The sequence below is a fragment of the Pseudarthrobacter ribosi genome (assembly GCF_055412865.1).
The window spans coordinates 350,742-365,742 of sequence record NZ_JBVAYZ010000002.1 but is presented as its reverse complement, the minus strand read 5'-3'; the positions used below and the strand labels follow the sequence as shown (position 1 = coordinate 365,742).

The window sequence follows — 15,001 nt, the reverse complement described above, 5'->3', positions numbered from 1 at the left end:
AGCGCGAGCGGATGCTGGCCGCCGGTCTGCCCGATTTCGGGCCGGTCCAGAACAACATCTCCTATAACGACAAGGCCGGAACCACCCGGGGAATCCATGCAGAGCCCTGGGATAAGTTCGTCTCGGTGGCGTCCGGACGCATCTTCGGTGCCTGGGTGGACCTGCGGGAGGGCCCCAGCTTCGGCACGGTGTTCACCGCGGAGCTGGACGCGGGCAAGGCGATCTACGTTCCGCGCGGGGTCGCCAACTCGTACCAGACCCTTGAGGATGACACCTCGTACGTTTACCTGGTCAACGATCACTGGTCCGCGGATGCGGAATACACCTTCCTGAACCTCGCGGACGAGACTGTCAGCATTCCGTGGCCCATTCCGCTGGACCAGGCCGAGCTTTCCGACAAGGACAAGGCCCACCCGCGGCTGAACGACGTCGTCCCGATCCCGCCGAAAAAGACATTGGTGGTTGGTGCGGACGGTCAGCTCGGGAAGGCGCTGCGGAACCTTTATGACGGCGACACTTCTGTCGAGTTCGCCGGGCGAGCGGAGTTTGACCTGGGCAGCGAGGACGCCTTCACCGACCGGAGCTGGAAGAACTACTCGACGATCATCAACGCGGCCGCCTATACAGCTGTGGACGCCGCTGAGACCCCCGAAGGTCGGAGAGCCGCCTGGGCCATCAACGCCACCGCGGTCGCGCGCCTCGCTCGAACGGCCACGGAACACGACCTCACCTTGGTCCACGTATCCTCCGACTACGTTTTCGACGGAACCAACGAAGTACATGCAGAGGAAGAGTCGCTGACCCCGTTGGGTGTGTACGGGCAGAGCAAAGCAGCAGGGGACGCTGCGGTCAGTACCGTTTCGCGGCATTACACGGTCCGGACCAGTTGGGTCATCGGCGAAGGAAATAACTTTGTCCGCACAATGGCGTCACTAGCGCAGAGGGGGATTACACCGCAGGTGGTCAATGACCAGATCGGTCGGCTGGCGTTCACCCAGGACATCGCAGCCGGTATCCGCCACCTACTGGACTCGGGCGCCGAGTACGGGACATACAACCTAACGAACGACGGCGAGGCCCAGTCCTGGTCGGAAGTCGCCGCGGACGTCTACTCACTGTCCGGCAAGTCGAGGGACGCCATTACCGGCGTCAGTACAGACGAATACTTCCAGGGAAAAGCTGCAGCGCCAAGGCCGCTCAATAGCGTGCTGCGCCTGGACAAGATCCAGGCGGCAGGTTTCTCTCCGAGGCACGCGAAAGAGGCCCTCGCGGACTACCTAGCAACGCTCGGCTGAACTAGCTCCGCGTCACTTGGCGCCGAAGCTACAGGCCGGCGGCACGTCAGTTGCCGTTCTGCAGCCCGTTCGCGGCGATGTACTCGCCCAGGGTCCCGGAGGCCAGCGCCGCGGACACCGCGGCGATCGCGGCGGGGTTCTGCCGGATGATGGACTGCCCGTCCCGGCTGAAGCCCACGCCGGCGCTGGGGAGGGTGAAGAACAGGCCGTTGCCGGGGGGCGTGCTGCGCAGGCTGAAGGCGAGCTGTTCCAGCGTCTCCACGGTGAGTCCGGGGGTCACCGTGACGTGGGGGAGGACCGTCTGCACCAGCTGCTTCACGGTGTTGCGGTCCGTCAGCGCGCCCTCGGCGGCCATCTTGGCCATCACGGCCCTGAGGAAGGTCTGCTGGTTCCGGACCCGCTGGTAGTCGCCGTCGGAGAAGGCGTGGCGCTCGCGGACAAAGGCCAGCGCCTGCACCCCGGTGAGCCGGTTGACCCCCGGCGGGAAATACACAATGTCATCGACGGTGCTGGTGAAGGGCACCTTGACGTCCACGTCCACCCCGCCCAGCGCATCGGTCAAGGCGGCGAAACCCTGGAAGTCCAGCATCACGGTGTGGTTGATGGGCTGGCCCAGCAGGGCCTCCACGGTCTGCGTCATGAGCGGCACGCCGCCGAGCTCCAGCGCGGCGTTGACCTTGGCCGCGCCGTAGCCGGGGATGTCCACCCACAGGTCGCGCATGATGGAGATGCCGTAGATGTTCTGCCGGTCGGCCGGGAGATGGAGCAGGACCAGGGAGTCCCCGCGCTGGTCGGACGTGGCGCCGGAGGCCGCGACGGCCCGGGCGTTCACGCGGCTGTCGCTGCCCACCAGCAGGATGTTGAGCGCGGTGGGCGGCGGATCCGGGGTCGGGGTCGGCGTGGGCGTGGGAGTTGGAGTGGGGGCAGGGGACGTCTCCGGTGCCGGGGCGGAAGTCTGCGCCGGGGCCGCGGTTTCGGTGCGCGGCCGGTTCAGCAGGAACGCGGCGGCGGCGACGGCAACGACCACCAGCCCGGCGATGATCGCGATGGCAATGGTGCGGCGGCGGTGCGATCCGCCCGGTGCCGCGGCTGAGCCTGCGGCTGCTTCTGCTGGTTCCGGCGACGTTCCCATGGCCGGACATTACCACCGCGCTCCGTTAAAAGATGCGGGCGGCACAGAGGCAAAATCGGTCAGCTGTGCTGGCGGGCAAACCGCAGGATGGTGAGGATGGCCGGGGCCAGCTCGTCCTCCATCTGGTTGTACAGTTCCTGGCCGCGCCGGTAGGGGTCCACCACGTCGTTGTCGGAGGCCTCCGCGGCCAGCGCCAGGTGCCGCACGGAGGCGGCCCGGGCGGGCAGTTCCCGCCAGAAGGCGGGCAGGTCGACGACGGCGGACGGTGTGTCGCGCTGTTCGAGCACCTGCAGCATCCGGGCGAATTCGCGGATGGTGAAGGTCCGCTTCAGCAGGGAGGCGTCCATCTGCATTACGGCGCCGCGGTGTTTGGCGGTCATCGCAAGCACGAGGTCGGACTCCCTGAGGATCTTGGGGGTCAGCAGCCGGGCCGCAAAATCGTCCGGGGTTCCGCCGTAGGTCCTGATGATCTCGGCGGAGGGCGGTTGGATCGGATCGCCCACCATGACCCGTGTTCCGGCGCTACGCACGTCGAAGGCGCCGGGCTGCACCTGGTCCAGGCCGGTCTGCAGCAGACGCTCGGCGACCGGCGAGCGGCAGATGTTGCCGGTGCAGACGGTCAGGATCCGGACGGGGTGGGGCGCTTCCAAGGTTTTCCCAACTTCCAGTAGCGAGACTCGTGCCGGTGGCGTGGTCTTGAGTCTAGCCGCGCCGGGCGTGACCAGACTGATACAGGGAGATAGAGCCGAGTTCTGTCGTTCTTGAAAATAAAGCATCTTGATATTGAAGATTCACGCTTTTCTGCGTACAGTCGTCCAAGGATGCCGAAACGCTCGGCAGGAGCTGGCCCGACTGGGGGTTCTCAGCCGCACAAGACTTGGGGTAAAACGATGTCGGAGACAAAGAGCCTGACCGCACCGAAGACCAGTTTCGACCGCCGTGCCGTTGTGAAGGGCGCAGCGTGGGGCGTGCCTGTCATTGCCGCGGCTATTGCAGCGCCGGCCGCTGCGGCGTCGGAGAGGACCGCAACTTCGGCTTTCGGTTCGTCGGGGACCGTGTCCTACAAGGGATCACCGCCAAAAACGGGAACGGCCCCCGTGGGTTTGGCCATTCACAACACGCCGGGCTCTGCCATCAACGGCAACGCGACCGCTAAGCTCACGATTACGCCGACTACTTCAGGCAAGCCTGGAACCGGTATCGGAGCACTCACGGGGGGAACGGTGTCCGTTGCAGGGGCATTCTCTGCCGCCAACGTTTGGACGATTACCTTCACTTTCCCCGTAAACATTCCGGCGAACCAGACCCAAACTTTTGCCTTCGGCTCATATTCCCACAACGGAAAACAAGCGGACCCGGCGGCCGACTACACCATTGACATGAACATCACCCTCCCCGGCGGCCGCGTTATGCCAAAGAATTCCTCGACGATGCACATGAACGCGTAGAGCCCTCGGACGTAACGAGCCCAACTGTCCAGTGGCTCTCCACTAGTGATCTAATGGCAAGTATCGACATGCCGGACTTTGGAGGAGTGCCATGCCGAAGCAGGTTTGCCGGCGGGGGCATTTCTTAGCGGATGACGCTCCTCCCCGAAATCATTGCGGAATTAGGGAAGTTAGTTGAAGGTTTCCAGCGACTTGAATATTAACGTGCTGGAAACCAGCTTTACCGTTCGTTGGAGTGGGGCGGTGACCGCTGGCAATCGGGAGGCGATGGCCAAGGCTTGGAGCCGGTGCCTGAGCGATCCGCGCCCCACCATGTCGGGAGCGGAGTCCTGCGCGTCGGACATGCCCTTTACGGCATCCCTCTACTTTGATTCCAAGCTCCCCGGCGTCGGTGTGCGGCACCTTGGCTCGGATTCCTTTGAGGGCTTGGCCGAAGCGGTGACCTCGGAAGTCACAGTTGCGGCCATTCTAGAACGCGCCGGCGAGCTGACCATGCTCCACGCTTGCGGGGTCGCGGACTCCGATGGCGCCGTACTTGCCCTGGTGGCAAAATCCGGCACCGGGAAGACGACGGCTTCCTCGAATCTTGCTCGGACCTTCGGTTACATAACTGACGAAACAGTCGCCATCCGTGCTGATGGAACCGTTGTGCCCTATGCGAAGCCGCTATCCGTTAAGCAGGCTACGCCTGGCGCCCCCAAACTGCAGGTGGGTCCGGACGAGCTTGGCCTGCAAACCGCGCCGGATAAACCCCTCCTCAGGGCCATCGCGCTGCTCGACAGGGTTGGCAGTGGGGCCTATCAGCCGCCCGTCATCGAGCCGGTCCCTCTCATTGAAGCAGTGCTGGCTCTCATTCCGGACACATCCTCCCAGGCTGCCGTGGCCCGGCCGCTGCAATCGCTCTGCCGGCTGATCGACAGTGTGGGCGGCGTGTTCCGAGTCAGCTATTCGGAAGCAGCTGACCTGAAGGGCAGCCTGGCTCCGCTCTTTCATAACGGTCCGGTCGGATTGTCAGAAGGAGTCAAGGAATGGTCGCCCGCCTTGCCCATGCCGGATACCGACCCAGCAGACCAGGTCGGGACAGAATCGTTCGACCCACTTCTCGCGGGCTGGTTGCAAAGGACCCTAGCCGTTGACGCAGTCCAGATCGGCGAAGATCTGTTGGTCCTCTCCCAAACCGAACTCACCAGGCTTAGCGGCATCGGACCCATCATCTGGCTGACCGCCCAGAGTCCGGTGTCGATGCAGACGATTGTGGACCGGATAGAGACCTTGCACGGGCTGCCTGAAGGCTATGAAGCGCTGCTGGATGAGGCCGTGGACGGGCTCGTTGACCAGGGATTACTCCTGCGCGGTTAATATGCACGCCAACGCGGTCACCGTACCGTACAGTAAATTTTCGTGTGGGTCGTTGGGGCCAAGCACGGGGGAGAGGACCAAGGCGTGACTGGTTTTGAAACGGCCGACAACAACAACGGGCAGCCACAGGCAGGACTTGCGCTGGAGGATTACCTGCGCATCGCCCGGGCCCGCTGGAAGGGCATCCTGGCTTTCACCTTGGCTTTTACAGTGCTGGCCTTCTGCTGGACCCTGCTGCAGCCGAAGATCTACTCCGCGCAGTCCAGCGGAATCGTAGTGGCAGGCGGCTCGGACAACCTCAGCCTCTCGCTCATGAGCGAGAACCTGGCGCAGACCAAGGCCGCCAAGTATGAGTCGGTGGCCAAGTCCCGGCTCGTCGCCGAGCGCGTCGTCGCGTCGCTGGGCATCACCACATCGCCCGACGCTCTCCTGGGGTCAATCTCCGTGACCCTTCCAAAGGAAAGCGCCCAGATTGCAGTCACCGCAACCTCTACCGATCCCGCAACCGCTCAACGGGTCGCCGATGCCTGGGTCAAGGGTCTGGCCGAGCAAGTCAACGAGATGGAAAGCATTCCGGCCGTCGAGGGCTCGGATGTCGTCCCCGTTCCCGTTATCCGTGTGGTTGCACTGGGTGAGGCCCCCCTGCCGACCGCACCGACCTCCCCTAACGTCAAGCTCACGCTCGCGATCGGAGCTCTGGCCGGACTGGCCCTCGGAATCCTTTATGCCCTGCTCCGCCACCACCTGGACCGCAGGCTCCGCAGCGCCACCGCGATCGAACGCCGGTTCGGCGTGCCCGTGCTGGGCACGCTCCCGGTAGACCACCGCCTGGACGGCAAAAGCGCCGTGCTGGACGACGGCTTCAGTCCCGTCGCGGCCAGCGAAGGCTCGCATGCGATAACCGAAGCCCTGCGGGAACTCCGGACAAACCTTCAGTACGTCGACGTCGACAATCCTCCACGGATCATCGTGGTGACTAGTTCCGTTCCGGCCGAGGGCAAATCGACGGTGACCGCCAACCTGGCAGTCACCATGGCGGCCGCGGGCGAGAACGTTGTGGTCGTCGATGGCGATCTGCGCCGTCCCACCCTGGTCGATGTCTTCAACCTGGTCCCCGGTGTCGGTGTCACCGACGTCCTGAGTGGCCACGCCGAGCTGGAGGACGTGCTGCAGGAGTGGAGCGCCATGCCCAACCTCCGCGTACTTGGATCCGGCCGGATCCCGCCGAACCCCAGCGAACTGTTGGGATCGCAGGCCATGAAGACCCTGCTCAAAACCCTTGCTCAGGACGCTATCGTGCTGGTCGACGCTCCGCCTTTGCTCCCCGTCACCGACGCCGCCGTGCTCACACGCATTGCCGACGGAGCAATCGTTGTCATCAGGGCCGGCAAGACCACCGATGAAGAGCTGGGCAAGTCCCTAGGCAACCTCAACCGGGTGAATGGCAACATCCTGGGCACCATCCTCAACCGTGTGCCCACCACCGGTGCAGGCTCGTACCAGTACTACACCGCGTATCAGTCCCAGGCACCGCAGCCCGAACCGGTGTCCGCCGGATCTTCGCGGGACCATCTGGAACCCGAGCCCGTCTACGACCAAAGCGCGGTATCGCCTGCGCGTCCGGCGACGCGGTTGCCGGCGCGAAGCCGGACTTCCTTTGACTGAGAATTGAAAATTTCCCTCGGAGCATACGCTCCGGGGGATTTTTTTTGACTTAAGAGAACGTCAGTCCACTCCGCCGGCGCGGTTCAGCGGCCAGAACCTGCCCGCCACCCGGCCGACGACGGCGGAGGCCGGGATCGTCCAGATGCATTCGACCGGTTCAACTTCCAGCGTCCGGCAGGCGATCGCTGAATCCACGGAGTTGGATCGGTGGTCGCCCAGCACCACCAGCTCGCCCTCGGGGACTGTAAACGGGGGAACGCAGCGGAGGGACCGTGGGCTACTCGTGCAGTCGAGGCTGCCAGCCTCGAACGGCAGATCCTCGAAAATATAGGGCTCGTCGAGCGGCTGGCCGTCGATGCGCAGTTTGCCATCGTCTCCGCAGCAGCTGATGGTCTGGCCTCCGGTGGCAACCACCCGCTTCACCAGGAATCGCTCGTTGGAGGGGCCGATCCCCGTGACGTCGCCGAAGGTGCGGGCCAGCCCGGCGATCCCGCCGCTGCGGGGCACCGCGGATTCCGCCTGCCAGCTATCCGGACGGGTGAACACCACGATGTCCCCGGCGCCCGGTGCTGAGCCCGCGTAGGCAAGCCGGTTGACCAGGATTCTGTCGCCGCCGTCCGCGGATCCCTGCAGCGTCGGCTCCATCGATCCGGACGGGATCCGGTAGGCCTTCACCAGGAACCCCTGGACCAGGGAGACGGCCACCAGGGCGATCAGCATGTTCCGGACCACGGAGGCCCAGAGGGGGAGCTTCTTGCCGGCGGCTATCTTCACGAGTTCAAGCTACCACCGGCCTGCGGCCAGACTGCCGCCAGTTCACCCCGGTGCTTGACGCATCTCCCGCCTTCCGCATATCCTGAACGAACGGTCGGTAATTATTTATCGGAAATGCATAGGAGCAACCATGGCATCGCAGACCCTGCAGTCAGTGCCCGGAGAGCCAACAGCGGCACGGCACGAACAGAGCCTTGAAGATGTGGCCCGGCGCGAGGCCGAAGGCCAGGCATACTTCGACAAAGTCATGGCGGAAGACTCGCGGATCGAACCCCGCGACTGGATGCCCCCGGCATACCGCAAGACCCTGCTGCGCCAGATCTCCCAGCACGCGCACTCGGAGATCATCGGCATGCAGCCGGAAGCCAACTGGATCTCCCGCGCCCCCAGCCTCAAGCGCAAGGCCATTCTGATGGCCAAGGTCCAGGACGAGGCAGGCCACGGCCTGTACCTGTACTCCGCCGCCGAGACCCTCGGCCAGCCGCGCGATCAGATGATGCAGGACCTGATGGACGGCAAGGCCAAGTACTCCTCCATCTTCAACTACCCCGCCCGCACGTGGGCTGACATGGGCGCCATCGGCTGGATGGTCGACGGCGCCGCGATCGCCAACCAGGTGCCCCTCTGCCGGGCCTCCTTCGGCCCCTACGGCCGCGCCATGGTCCGCGTCTGCAAGGAAGAATCCTTCCACCAGCGCCAGGGCTTCGAGATCCTGCTGGAACTCTCCCACGGCACCCCCGAACAGAAGCAGATGGCCCAGGACGCGGTGAACCGCTGGTACGCCCCGGCCCTGATGATGTTCGGCCCGCCGGATGACGACTCGCCCAACTCCAAGCAGTCCATGGCCTGGAACATCAAGCGCTTCAGCAACGACGAACTGCGCAACCGCTTCGTCGGCATGATGATGGAGCAGGTCAAGGTCCTGGAGCTCACCCTCCCGGACAAGGACATCCGTTTCAACGAGGAAACCAAAAAGTGGGAGCACGGCCCGCTGGACTGGGATGAATTCCACGAAGTCCTCGCCGGCCGCGGCCCCTGCAACGCCCAGCGCCTGGAACGGCGCCGCGAAGCCCACAACGACGGCGCCTGGGTCCGCGAAGCCGCGGCCGCCTACGCGGAAAAACAGGCCAAGAAGCAAGCAGAGAAGGAATTTGCAGCATGAGCCCACACGGCAACCCGGAGTTCCCGGCAAGTACCGCAGACAGCGGCTCACGGTCCATTGACAAGGCAGAAGATCAGGCAGCAGCCCGGGCGAACGCGCCCGCCGCCACGGAGGCCCGCCCCACAGCGGTAACCGGAAACGTCTGGCCCATCTGGGAAGTTTTCGTCCGCTCCAGCCGCGGCCTGTCCCACGTGCACGCCGGCTCCCTGCACGCGCCGGACGCCGCCATGGCCTTGCGCAATGCCCGCGACCTCTACACCCGCCGCAATGAGGGCGTGTCCATCTGGGTTGTCCCGGCCGACGCCATTGCCTCCAGCGACCCGGACGCCAAGGGCTCGTTCTTCGAGTCACCCCAAGGCAAGGACTACCGGCACGCAACGTACTACACCAAGAGCGAGGGCGTGAAGCACCTGTGAGCACCTCACCCGAAACTGCGGCCGCTGCGGCCCCCGCAGAAGAAACCGGCGGCCACGGCGACATCTCGGTCGGCGTCAAGGGATCTGGCAACAGCGGCGAGGCTACGGCCAGCGCCACCCGCATCACGCCCGGCAACGCCCTCCGCCCCGAGGACATCGCCCTGGCCGTGAACCGCGGCACCGCCAAGCCGAGCGAGGACGTCGCCGAGTTCGCCCTGCGCCTGGGCGATGACGCCCTGGTCCTCGCCCAGCGCCTGGGCCACTGGATCTCCCGCGCCCCGGAGCTCGAGGAGGACGTGGCCCTCGGCAACATCGCCCTGGATGAGCTAGGCCACGCCCGGTCCTTCCTCAGCTACGCCGGCGGCTTCGATGGCCGGAGCGAGGACGACCTCGCGTACTTCCGCCGCGAGTCCGAATTCCGCTCCGCGGGGATCTTCGAACTCCCGAATGGTGACTTTGCCGTCACCATCGCCCGGCAGTTCGTCGTCAGCTACTACCAGTTCGAGCTCTACCGCCGGCTGACCGAGTCCACTGACGCCACCCTGGCCGGCATCGCCGCCAAGGCCGTCAAGGAAGTGGACTACCACCGCGACCACAGCGCCCAGTGGGTGCTGCGCCTGGCCCAGGGCACGGACGAGTCCCGCGAGAAGATGATTCACGCCTTCAAGGTCATCTGGCCCTACGTGGACGAGCTGTTCCGCGATGACGAACTCACCGCCCGCCTCAGCGCGTCCGGCGCCGCCGTTGAGCCGTCCAGCCTGCGCGCCGACTTCGACCGGCTCACCGGGGAGGTCCTCGCCGCAGCGGAACTGGATGTGCCCAAGGTCCAGCCCGCCCCCGGCGGCGGGCGCCAGGGGCTGCACTCCGAACACCTCGGCTACCTTCTGGCCGAAATGCAGGTGCTCGCCCGCGAGTACCCCGGAGCCAGCTGGTAACCACCATGGACATGTACGTCAGCCACCCCACCGCGGCCACCCGCCGCGAAGACACGAGGACTCCCGAACAGAAGGCCTGGGAGCTCGCCGCCACCGTCTGCGACCCGGAAATCCCGGTCCTCACCATCGAGGACCTGGGGATCCTACGCAACGTCCAGCTCTACGACGACGGCGGCATGGTCCCGGCGGTGCAGGTCACCATCACGCCGACGTACTCCGGCTGCCCGGCCATGGACGCCATCCGCGATGACCTCAAGGCGGCCTTCCGCCGCGAGGGCTACCCCAGCGTCAACGTGGAAATGGTGCTCGCCCCGGCGTGGACCACCGACTGGATGAGCGAGGCCGGCAAGGCCAAGCTGCGGGAGTACGGCATCGCGCCGCCCTCCGGCCACTCGGCCGCCGTGCGTCACGCGGGGCCGGTCCGTCTGTCCCTCGCCGTCAAGTGCCCGCAGTGTTCATCGCTGAACACCAAGGAACTCACCCGCTTCGGTTCCACCTCCTGCAAGGCGCTGTACGTCTGCCAGGACTGCAAGGAACCGTTCGACTACTTCAAAGTTTTGTAAGGAACAGGTGCCCCATGACTGTTGTCCGCCAGACCGCCGCTGAAACGGCTGCAGCCACCGGCCGCCGCCGCGCGTCCTTCCACCCGCTGACCGTGGACGAGGTCCGCCGGCTCACCGATGATGCGATCGAGGTGACCTTCGGCGTTCCCGCCGACCTCGCCGGCCAGTTCGATTACCTCCCGGGCCAGTACGTCGCCCTGCGCACCACCCTGCCCGATGAGAACGGCGAGCCGAAGGAAACCCGGCGCAGCTACTCCATTTGCGCCGAACCGCGGAGCTTCGCGGACGGCAGCAGCGAGATCCGGGTCGCGATCAAGAAGGACCTAGGCGGACTGTTCTCCACCTGGGCGAACGCCGAGCTCAAGACCGGCGACGTCCTGGACGTGATGAGCCCGATGGGCGCGTTCGTGTCCAAGCACGGCCGGGACGGCAAAGAGCAGAACCTGATGAACTCGATGAACCACCCGGAGGCCATGGCTAACGAACTCGCGGGGGAGCCCGGTTCCTTCGTCGCGATCGCCGCCGGCTCCGGCATCACCCCGGTCATCGCGATCGCCCGCACGCTGCTCGCGGCGCACCCGGAAACCCGCTTCGACCTGGTCTACGCCAACAAGGCCGCCATGGACGTGATGTTCCTCGAGGAACTCGCCGACCTGAAGGACAAGTACCCGGCCCGGCTTGCCCTGCACCACGTGCTTTCCCGCGAACAGCGGATCGCCCCGCTGCTCAGCGGCCGGATCGACGCGGAGAAGCTGCAGGCCCTGCTGGGGACCGCCATCCACGCCGACGACGTCGACGAGTGGTTCCTGTGTGGGCCGTTCGAGCTCGTCCAGCTGTGCCGGGACACCCTGGCCGAGCGCGGCGTCAACCCGGACCACATCCGCTTCGAACTGTTCACCACCGGCAAGCCGGACCGCCCCGAGGGCAACGCCGGACGCCCGGTGATTGTGGACGAGTCGCAGGCCACCTACAAGATCACCTTCAAGCTGGACGGCCTCCAGGGCGAGGTGGCCAGCCCCACGCACGCCCGCGAATCGATCCTGAACGCGGCCCTGCGGGTCCGCCCGGACGTGCCGTTCGCGTGCGCCGGCGGCGTCTGCGGCACCTGCCGGGCCAAGGTGGTCACCGGTGCCGTCACCATGGACGAGAACTACGCGCTGGAGCAGGACGAACTGGACAAGGGCTACGTGCTGACCTGCCAGTCCCACCCCACCACGCCGGAAGTCACCGTCGACTTCGACGTCTGACCGTCCGAACCGCACTTCCCGCCCGACCCCAGGAGCCCCATGATTTCCCTCTCCATCGCCGACGGCATCGCCGAGATCGTCCTCGACGCCCCGCACAAGCTCAACTCCCTCGACGGGCAGGCCCTGAAGGATTTAGCACAGGCGTACGACGACGCCGCTGCCGCCGCCTCCCGCGGTGAGGTGCGGGCGCTGCTGCTCCGCGGAGAAGGGCGCGCGTTCTGCGCGGGCCGGGACATCGCCGGGGTCACGCCGGAGACGGACGACGTCCAGGCGTACCTGGGCGGTCTCCTGCAGCCGCTGCTGAAGAAGATGAGTGCATTCCCGGCCCCCACCTTCGCGGCGGCCCAGGGGGCCTGCCTGGGCGTGGGGCTGGGGCTGCTGCTGGCCACCGACGTGGTCTATGTGGCCGAGAACGCCAAGTTCGGTTCCCCTTTCGCGAACCTGGGCGCCACCCTCGATTCGGGCGGGCACTGGTACTTTACCGAACGCCTCGGCATGCACCGTACCCTGGACCTGATCTACACCGCCGAGCTCATGAGCGGCGCAGACGCCGTGGCCCAGGGAATGTTCAGCCGGGCCTTGCCCGCGGCTGACCTGCTGGAGACCACCCGCGCCATCGTAGCCAAGGCAGCCACCGGCGCCACCAGCGCCTTCAACGCCAGCAAGGAACTCGTCGCGCACATCCGGGACCAGCGCCTGGGCCTCTGGGAATCCATGGAAGAGGAGAACGCCGAGCAGGCCCGGCTCTGCAAGACCGAGGACTACGCGGAGGGGTTCCTGGCGTTCCAGGAAAAGCGCAAGCCTGTTTTCAAGGGCTAGCAGCGCCGAAAAGCGGGCTATGGACGTCCGCGTTGTCCCGGCACTTGTCTTTAGGTAACGGGATTTCGTTTATCCGGGCGTCCTTGTAAGGTTCGTTTATGACTTTGGGGAAAACCATTAGAAAAGCCGTCATTCCTGCTGCCGGATTGGGAACGCGATTCCTGCCCGCCACCAAGGCAATGCCGAAGGAAATGCTGCCGGTAGTGGACCAGCCGGCCATCCAGTACGTGGTGGAAGAGGCCGTCAAAGCCGGCCTGACGGACCTCCTGATGATCACCGGCCGCCAGAAGCGCGCCCTGGAAGACCACTTCGACCGCGAACCTAACCTGGAGCGCACCCTCGAGGACAAGGGCGATGTGGACCGCCTGGAAGCTGTCCAGCACGCCTCCAGCCTGGGACCGCTGCACTACGTCCGCCAGGGCGACCCGAAGGGCCTAGGGCACGCTGTACTCTGCGCCCGCCAGCATGTGGGCGACGAGCCCTTCGCCGTCCTGCTGGGCGATGACCTGATCGACGAGCGCGACGAGCTCCTGAGCACCATGATCGAGGTGCAGGCCCGGACCGGCGGCTCCGTCATCGCCCTGATCGAGGTGGACCCCGCCGAGATCAGCGCCTACGGCTGCGCCGATGTTTCGCCCGTCGACGGCGAAGGCCATGTCCGCGTCAACCGGCTGGTGGAAAAACCCTCGATCGTGGACGCGCCCTCCAACCTGGCCGTCATCGGGCGGTATGTGCTCCACCCTGCGGTCTTCGATGTCCTGGAGGAAACCGAGCCCGGCCGGGGCGGCGAAATCCAGCTCACCGACGCCCTGCAGACCCTAGCCACCTCGGACTGCGAGGGCGGCGGCGTGTACGGGGTGGTATTCAAGGGCCGCCGCTACGACACAGGCGACAAACTCAGCTACCTGAAGGCTGTCATTTCCATTGCCTCGGAACGGGTGGAGTTCGGTGAAGAGCTCAAGACCTGGATGAAGGCCTTCGTCAGCTGAAACTAGCGGCTCGCGGGGCTCCGGGGGCGAACAAGGTGCGCCACCAGGAGGAAGCCAAGGAGGCATCCGGCGGTGTTGGTGGCAAGGTCCAGTGGGCTGGGGAAGCGGCTGTGAAGGAATAGAAGCTGCCCCAGCTCCATACACCCGGAAACCAGCAGCCCCAAGGCACCGATCTGCCACCAGGGTTTCTTCGGAAAGGCTAACGTCGCCAGGACCCCGAGGGGTACAAAGAGGGCTACATTAGCGGAGGCCTCGACGAATCCGTAGCCAAGCCATGCCGGAACACCGAGTTTGTGGATCAGGAATAGGAATCCGGCAATCTGTCCCTGCACCGGCTTGTCCACCGGACTCGGCCAGAATCCAATCAGTGCCAGGACGGTCAGGAAGCCTGCCAGGACTCCGCGCCAGACCTGAGGCGTGGACAGTGCCCTCATACGGGCCGCAGAGTCTTCAACCACAGCACATCCTAACCACGGCTAATTCAGAACAGGTGTGCCCGCCACTTCCTATGACAAAGCAAAGAGTGGTGGTCTCCGGATTCCCGGAGACCACCACCCTCATTTTGCTTGTTGACTAATGCCTAGGCTGTTACGTCAGCCTTGGCACGGCGACGAACCACTACGACGGAGGTAACGCCGGCAGCCAGGGCCCCTGCGCCGACGAGCGACCAGATCATCAGGTTGGAATCTGCACCTGTGTTGGCGAGTGCGGTTCCGTTACCCGTGGTCGCAAGGTTGGCACCCACTGCGGCACCCTGCACCGTGACGCTCGAGCTGGCGGTAACGCCAGACTCCAGACCGGTCGCGGTGAGGGTGTAGACACCGGCCTCACCGATGCTGACCGGGAAAGAAAAGGCGCCACTGGCGTCTGCGCTGGAGGAGAACTCCTGCGGTGCCAGCGGCAGAGTGATCTTGCCGGAGACGCTCATGCCACGGCCGTTGACGCTGGCGCCGGTTGACGCAGGCCTGCCGCCGGGTGTGACGCTGATGGAGAGTCCTTCGCCGGCTTTGAAGCCTCTGCCGCGGAAGACGAACTGCTCGCCCGGGCCAACGGTGCCGTCAGAGACAGCGGAGTTGGCGGGCGGAGCCGGGTAGGGCCTGCTTGTTGCCATGGCCGGAACGGCGCCGATGAGTGCGATGGAGCCAGCGAGTGTGATCGCGGCAAGTGTTTTCTTCATGTGTCCCCCTGAGACCGTAT

General features: G+C 65.4%; 16 protein-coding genes. 11 read left to right on the top strand and 5 right to left on the bottom strand.

All coding sequences use genetic code 11. From position 1 onward, the window contains the following. A partial coding sequence (locus ACZYZ5_RS03590; protein ID WP_463899212.1) for a sugar nucleotide-binding protein occupies positions 1–1,295 on the top strand: 1,295 nt, incomplete at its 5' end. A 46-nt stretch (positions 1,296–1,341) separates the two neighbouring features. Here ACZYZ5_RS03590 and ACZYZ5_RS03585 read toward each other — a convergent pair. Both ACZYZ5_RS03585 and ACZYZ5_RS03580 read right to left on the bottom strand, forming a co-directional pair. Next, positions 1,342–2,427 (bottom strand): LCP family protein, encoded by a 1,086-nt coding sequence (locus tag ACZYZ5_RS03585; protein WP_463899211.1) that lies wholly within the window; start codon positions 2,425–2,427, stop codon positions 1,342–1,344. A 59-nt stretch (positions 2,428–2,486) separates the two neighbouring features. Continuing rightward, a complete protein-coding gene (locus ACZYZ5_RS03580; RefSeq protein ID WP_463899210.1) occupies positions 2,487–3,077 on the bottom strand; it encodes an arsenate reductase/protein-tyrosine-phosphatase family protein in 591 nt (196 codons plus the stop codon). 240 nt (positions 3,078–3,317) lie between these two features. On the opposite strand from ACZYZ5_RS03580, the gene ACZYZ5_RS03575 reads away from it, so the two are divergent. The 3 genes from ACZYZ5_RS03575 (at position 3,318) to ACZYZ5_RS03565 (ending at position 6,899) form a co-directional block, all read left to right on the top strand. Continuing rightward, positions 3,318–3,875: a hypothetical protein gene (locus tag ACZYZ5_RS03575; RefSeq protein ID WP_463899208.1), complete on the top strand. Its 558-nt coding sequence runs from the start codon at positions 3,318–3,320 to the stop codon at positions 3,873–3,875. A gap of 174 nt (positions 3,876–4,049) precedes the next feature. After that, the gene (locus tag ACZYZ5_RS03570; RefSeq protein ID WP_463899207.1) at positions 4,050–5,234 is read left to right on the top strand and encodes a hypothetical protein; all 1,185 of its coding nucleotides are present in this window, start codon (positions 4,050–4,052) and stop codon (positions 5,232–5,234) included. An 84-nt stretch (positions 5,235–5,318) separates the two neighbouring features. Further along, complete coding sequence (locus tag ACZYZ5_RS03565; protein ID WP_463899205.1) at positions 5,319–6,899, top strand: tyrosine-protein kinase domain-containing protein; 1,581 nt, start codon at positions 5,319–5,321, stop codon at positions 6,897–6,899. Positions 6,900–6,959: 60 nt separating this feature from the next. On the opposite strand, the gene lepB is transcribed toward ACZYZ5_RS03565, so the two are convergent. Then, positions 6,960–7,673, bottom strand: a complete 714-nt coding sequence (lepB, locus tag ACZYZ5_RS03560; RefSeq protein WP_463899204.1) for a signal peptidase I — start codon at positions 7,671–7,673, stop codon at positions 6,960–6,962. Between the two features lie 130 nt (positions 7,674–7,803). On the opposite strand from lepB, the gene paaA reads away from it, so the two are divergent. From paaA to galU, 7 genes are all read left to right on the top strand, one after another. After that, entirely contained in the window at positions 7,804–8,835 is a 1,032-nt protein-coding gene (paaA, locus tag ACZYZ5_RS03555) for a 1,2-phenylacetyl-CoA epoxidase subunit PaaA (RefSeq protein ID WP_463899203.1), read from the top strand. After that, the gene (paaB, locus tag ACZYZ5_RS03550; protein WP_463899201.1) at positions 8,832–9,251 is read left to right on the top strand and encodes a 1,2-phenylacetyl-CoA epoxidase subunit PaaB; all 420 of its coding nucleotides are present in this window, start codon (positions 8,832–8,834) and stop codon (positions 9,249–9,251) included. The genes paaA and paaB overlap by 4 nt, the downstream gene beginning before the upstream one ends. Further along, positions 9,248–10,186 carry a 1,2-phenylacetyl-CoA epoxidase subunit PaaC gene (gene paaC, locus ACZYZ5_RS03545; protein ID WP_463899199.1) on the top strand — a complete coding sequence of 313 codons (939 nt, stop codon included), beginning with the start codon at positions 9,248–9,250 and terminating at the stop codon, positions 10,184–10,186. Before paaB ends, paaC begins: the two co-directional genes overlap by 4 nt. Positions 10,187–10,197: 11 nt before the next feature. Then, complete coding sequence (gene paaD, locus ACZYZ5_RS03540; protein WP_463899245.1) at positions 10,198–10,749, top strand: 1,2-phenylacetyl-CoA epoxidase subunit PaaD; 552 nt, start codon at positions 10,198–10,200, stop codon at positions 10,747–10,749. Positions 10,750–10,763: 14 nt separating this feature from the next. Then, the gene (paaE, locus tag ACZYZ5_RS03535; RefSeq protein WP_463899198.1) at positions 10,764–11,996 is read left to right on the top strand and encodes a 1,2-phenylacetyl-CoA epoxidase subunit PaaE; all 1,233 of its coding nucleotides are present in this window, start codon (positions 10,764–10,766) and stop codon (positions 11,994–11,996) included. 39 nt (positions 11,997–12,035) lie between these two features. Next, entirely contained in the window at positions 12,036–12,815 is a 780-nt protein-coding gene (locus tag ACZYZ5_RS03530) for an enoyl-CoA hydratase/isomerase family protein (protein ID WP_463899197.1), read from the top strand. Between the two features lie 98 nt (positions 12,816–12,913). Further along, positions 12,914–13,804 (top strand): UTP--glucose-1-phosphate uridylyltransferase GalU, encoded by an 891-nt coding sequence (gene galU / locus ACZYZ5_RS03525; protein WP_463899195.1) that lies wholly within the window; start codon positions 12,914–12,916, stop codon positions 13,802–13,804. 2 nt (positions 13,805–13,806) lie between these two features. Here the strand turns inward: galU and ACZYZ5_RS03520 are convergent, their stop codons facing one another. Both ACZYZ5_RS03520 and ACZYZ5_RS03515 read right to left on the bottom strand, forming a co-directional pair. Beyond that, on the bottom strand, positions 13,807–14,262 hold the full coding sequence (locus ACZYZ5_RS03520) for a VanZ family protein (RefSeq protein WP_463899194.1): 456 nt from the start codon (positions 14,260–14,262) through the stop codon (positions 13,807–13,809). Between the two features lie 122 nt (positions 14,263–14,384). Then, a complete protein-coding gene (locus ACZYZ5_RS03515; protein WP_463899193.1) occupies positions 14,385–14,981 on the bottom strand; it encodes an LPXTG cell wall anchor domain-containing protein in 597 nt (198 codons plus the stop codon). Between the last annotated feature and the right edge of the window lie 20 nt (positions 14,982–15,001).

Excerpts from the sequence above, each read along its gene's own strand:
- ACZYZ5_RS03515 (WP_463899193.1), bottom strand. The coding sequence starts at position 14,981 with ATGAAGAAAACACTTGCCGCGATCACACTCGCTGGCTCCATCGCACTC.
- paaB (WP_463899201.1), top strand. The coding sequence starts at position 8,832 with ATGAGCCCACACGGCAACCCGGAGTTCCCGGCAAGTACCGCAGACAGC.
- galU (WP_463899195.1), top strand. The coding sequence starts at position 12,914 with ATGACTTTGGGGAAAACCATTAGAAAAGCCGTCATTCCTGCTGCCGGA.
- paaE (WP_463899198.1), top strand. The coding sequence starts at position 10,764 with ATGACTGTTGTCCGCCAGACCGCCGCTGAAACGGCTGCAGCCACCGGC.
- ACZYZ5_RS03530 (WP_463899197.1), top strand. The coding sequence starts at position 12,036 with ATGATTTCCCTCTCCATCGCCGACGGCATCGCCGAGATCGTCCTCGAC.
- paaD (WP_463899245.1), top strand. The coding sequence starts at position 10,198 with ATGTACGTCAGCCACCCCACCGCGGCCACCCGCCGCGAAGACACGAGG.
- ACZYZ5_RS03575 (WP_463899208.1), top strand. The coding sequence starts at position 3,318 with ATGTCGGAGACAAAGAGCCTGACCGCACCGAAGACCAGTTTCGACCGC.
- paaA (WP_463899203.1), top strand. The coding sequence starts at position 7,804 with ATGGCATCGCAGACCCTGCAGTCAGTGCCCGGAGAGCCAACAGCGGCA.
- ACZYZ5_RS03585 (WP_463899211.1), bottom strand. The coding sequence starts at position 2,427 with ATGGGAACGTCGCCGGAACCAGCAGAAGCAGCCGCAGGCTCAGCCGCG.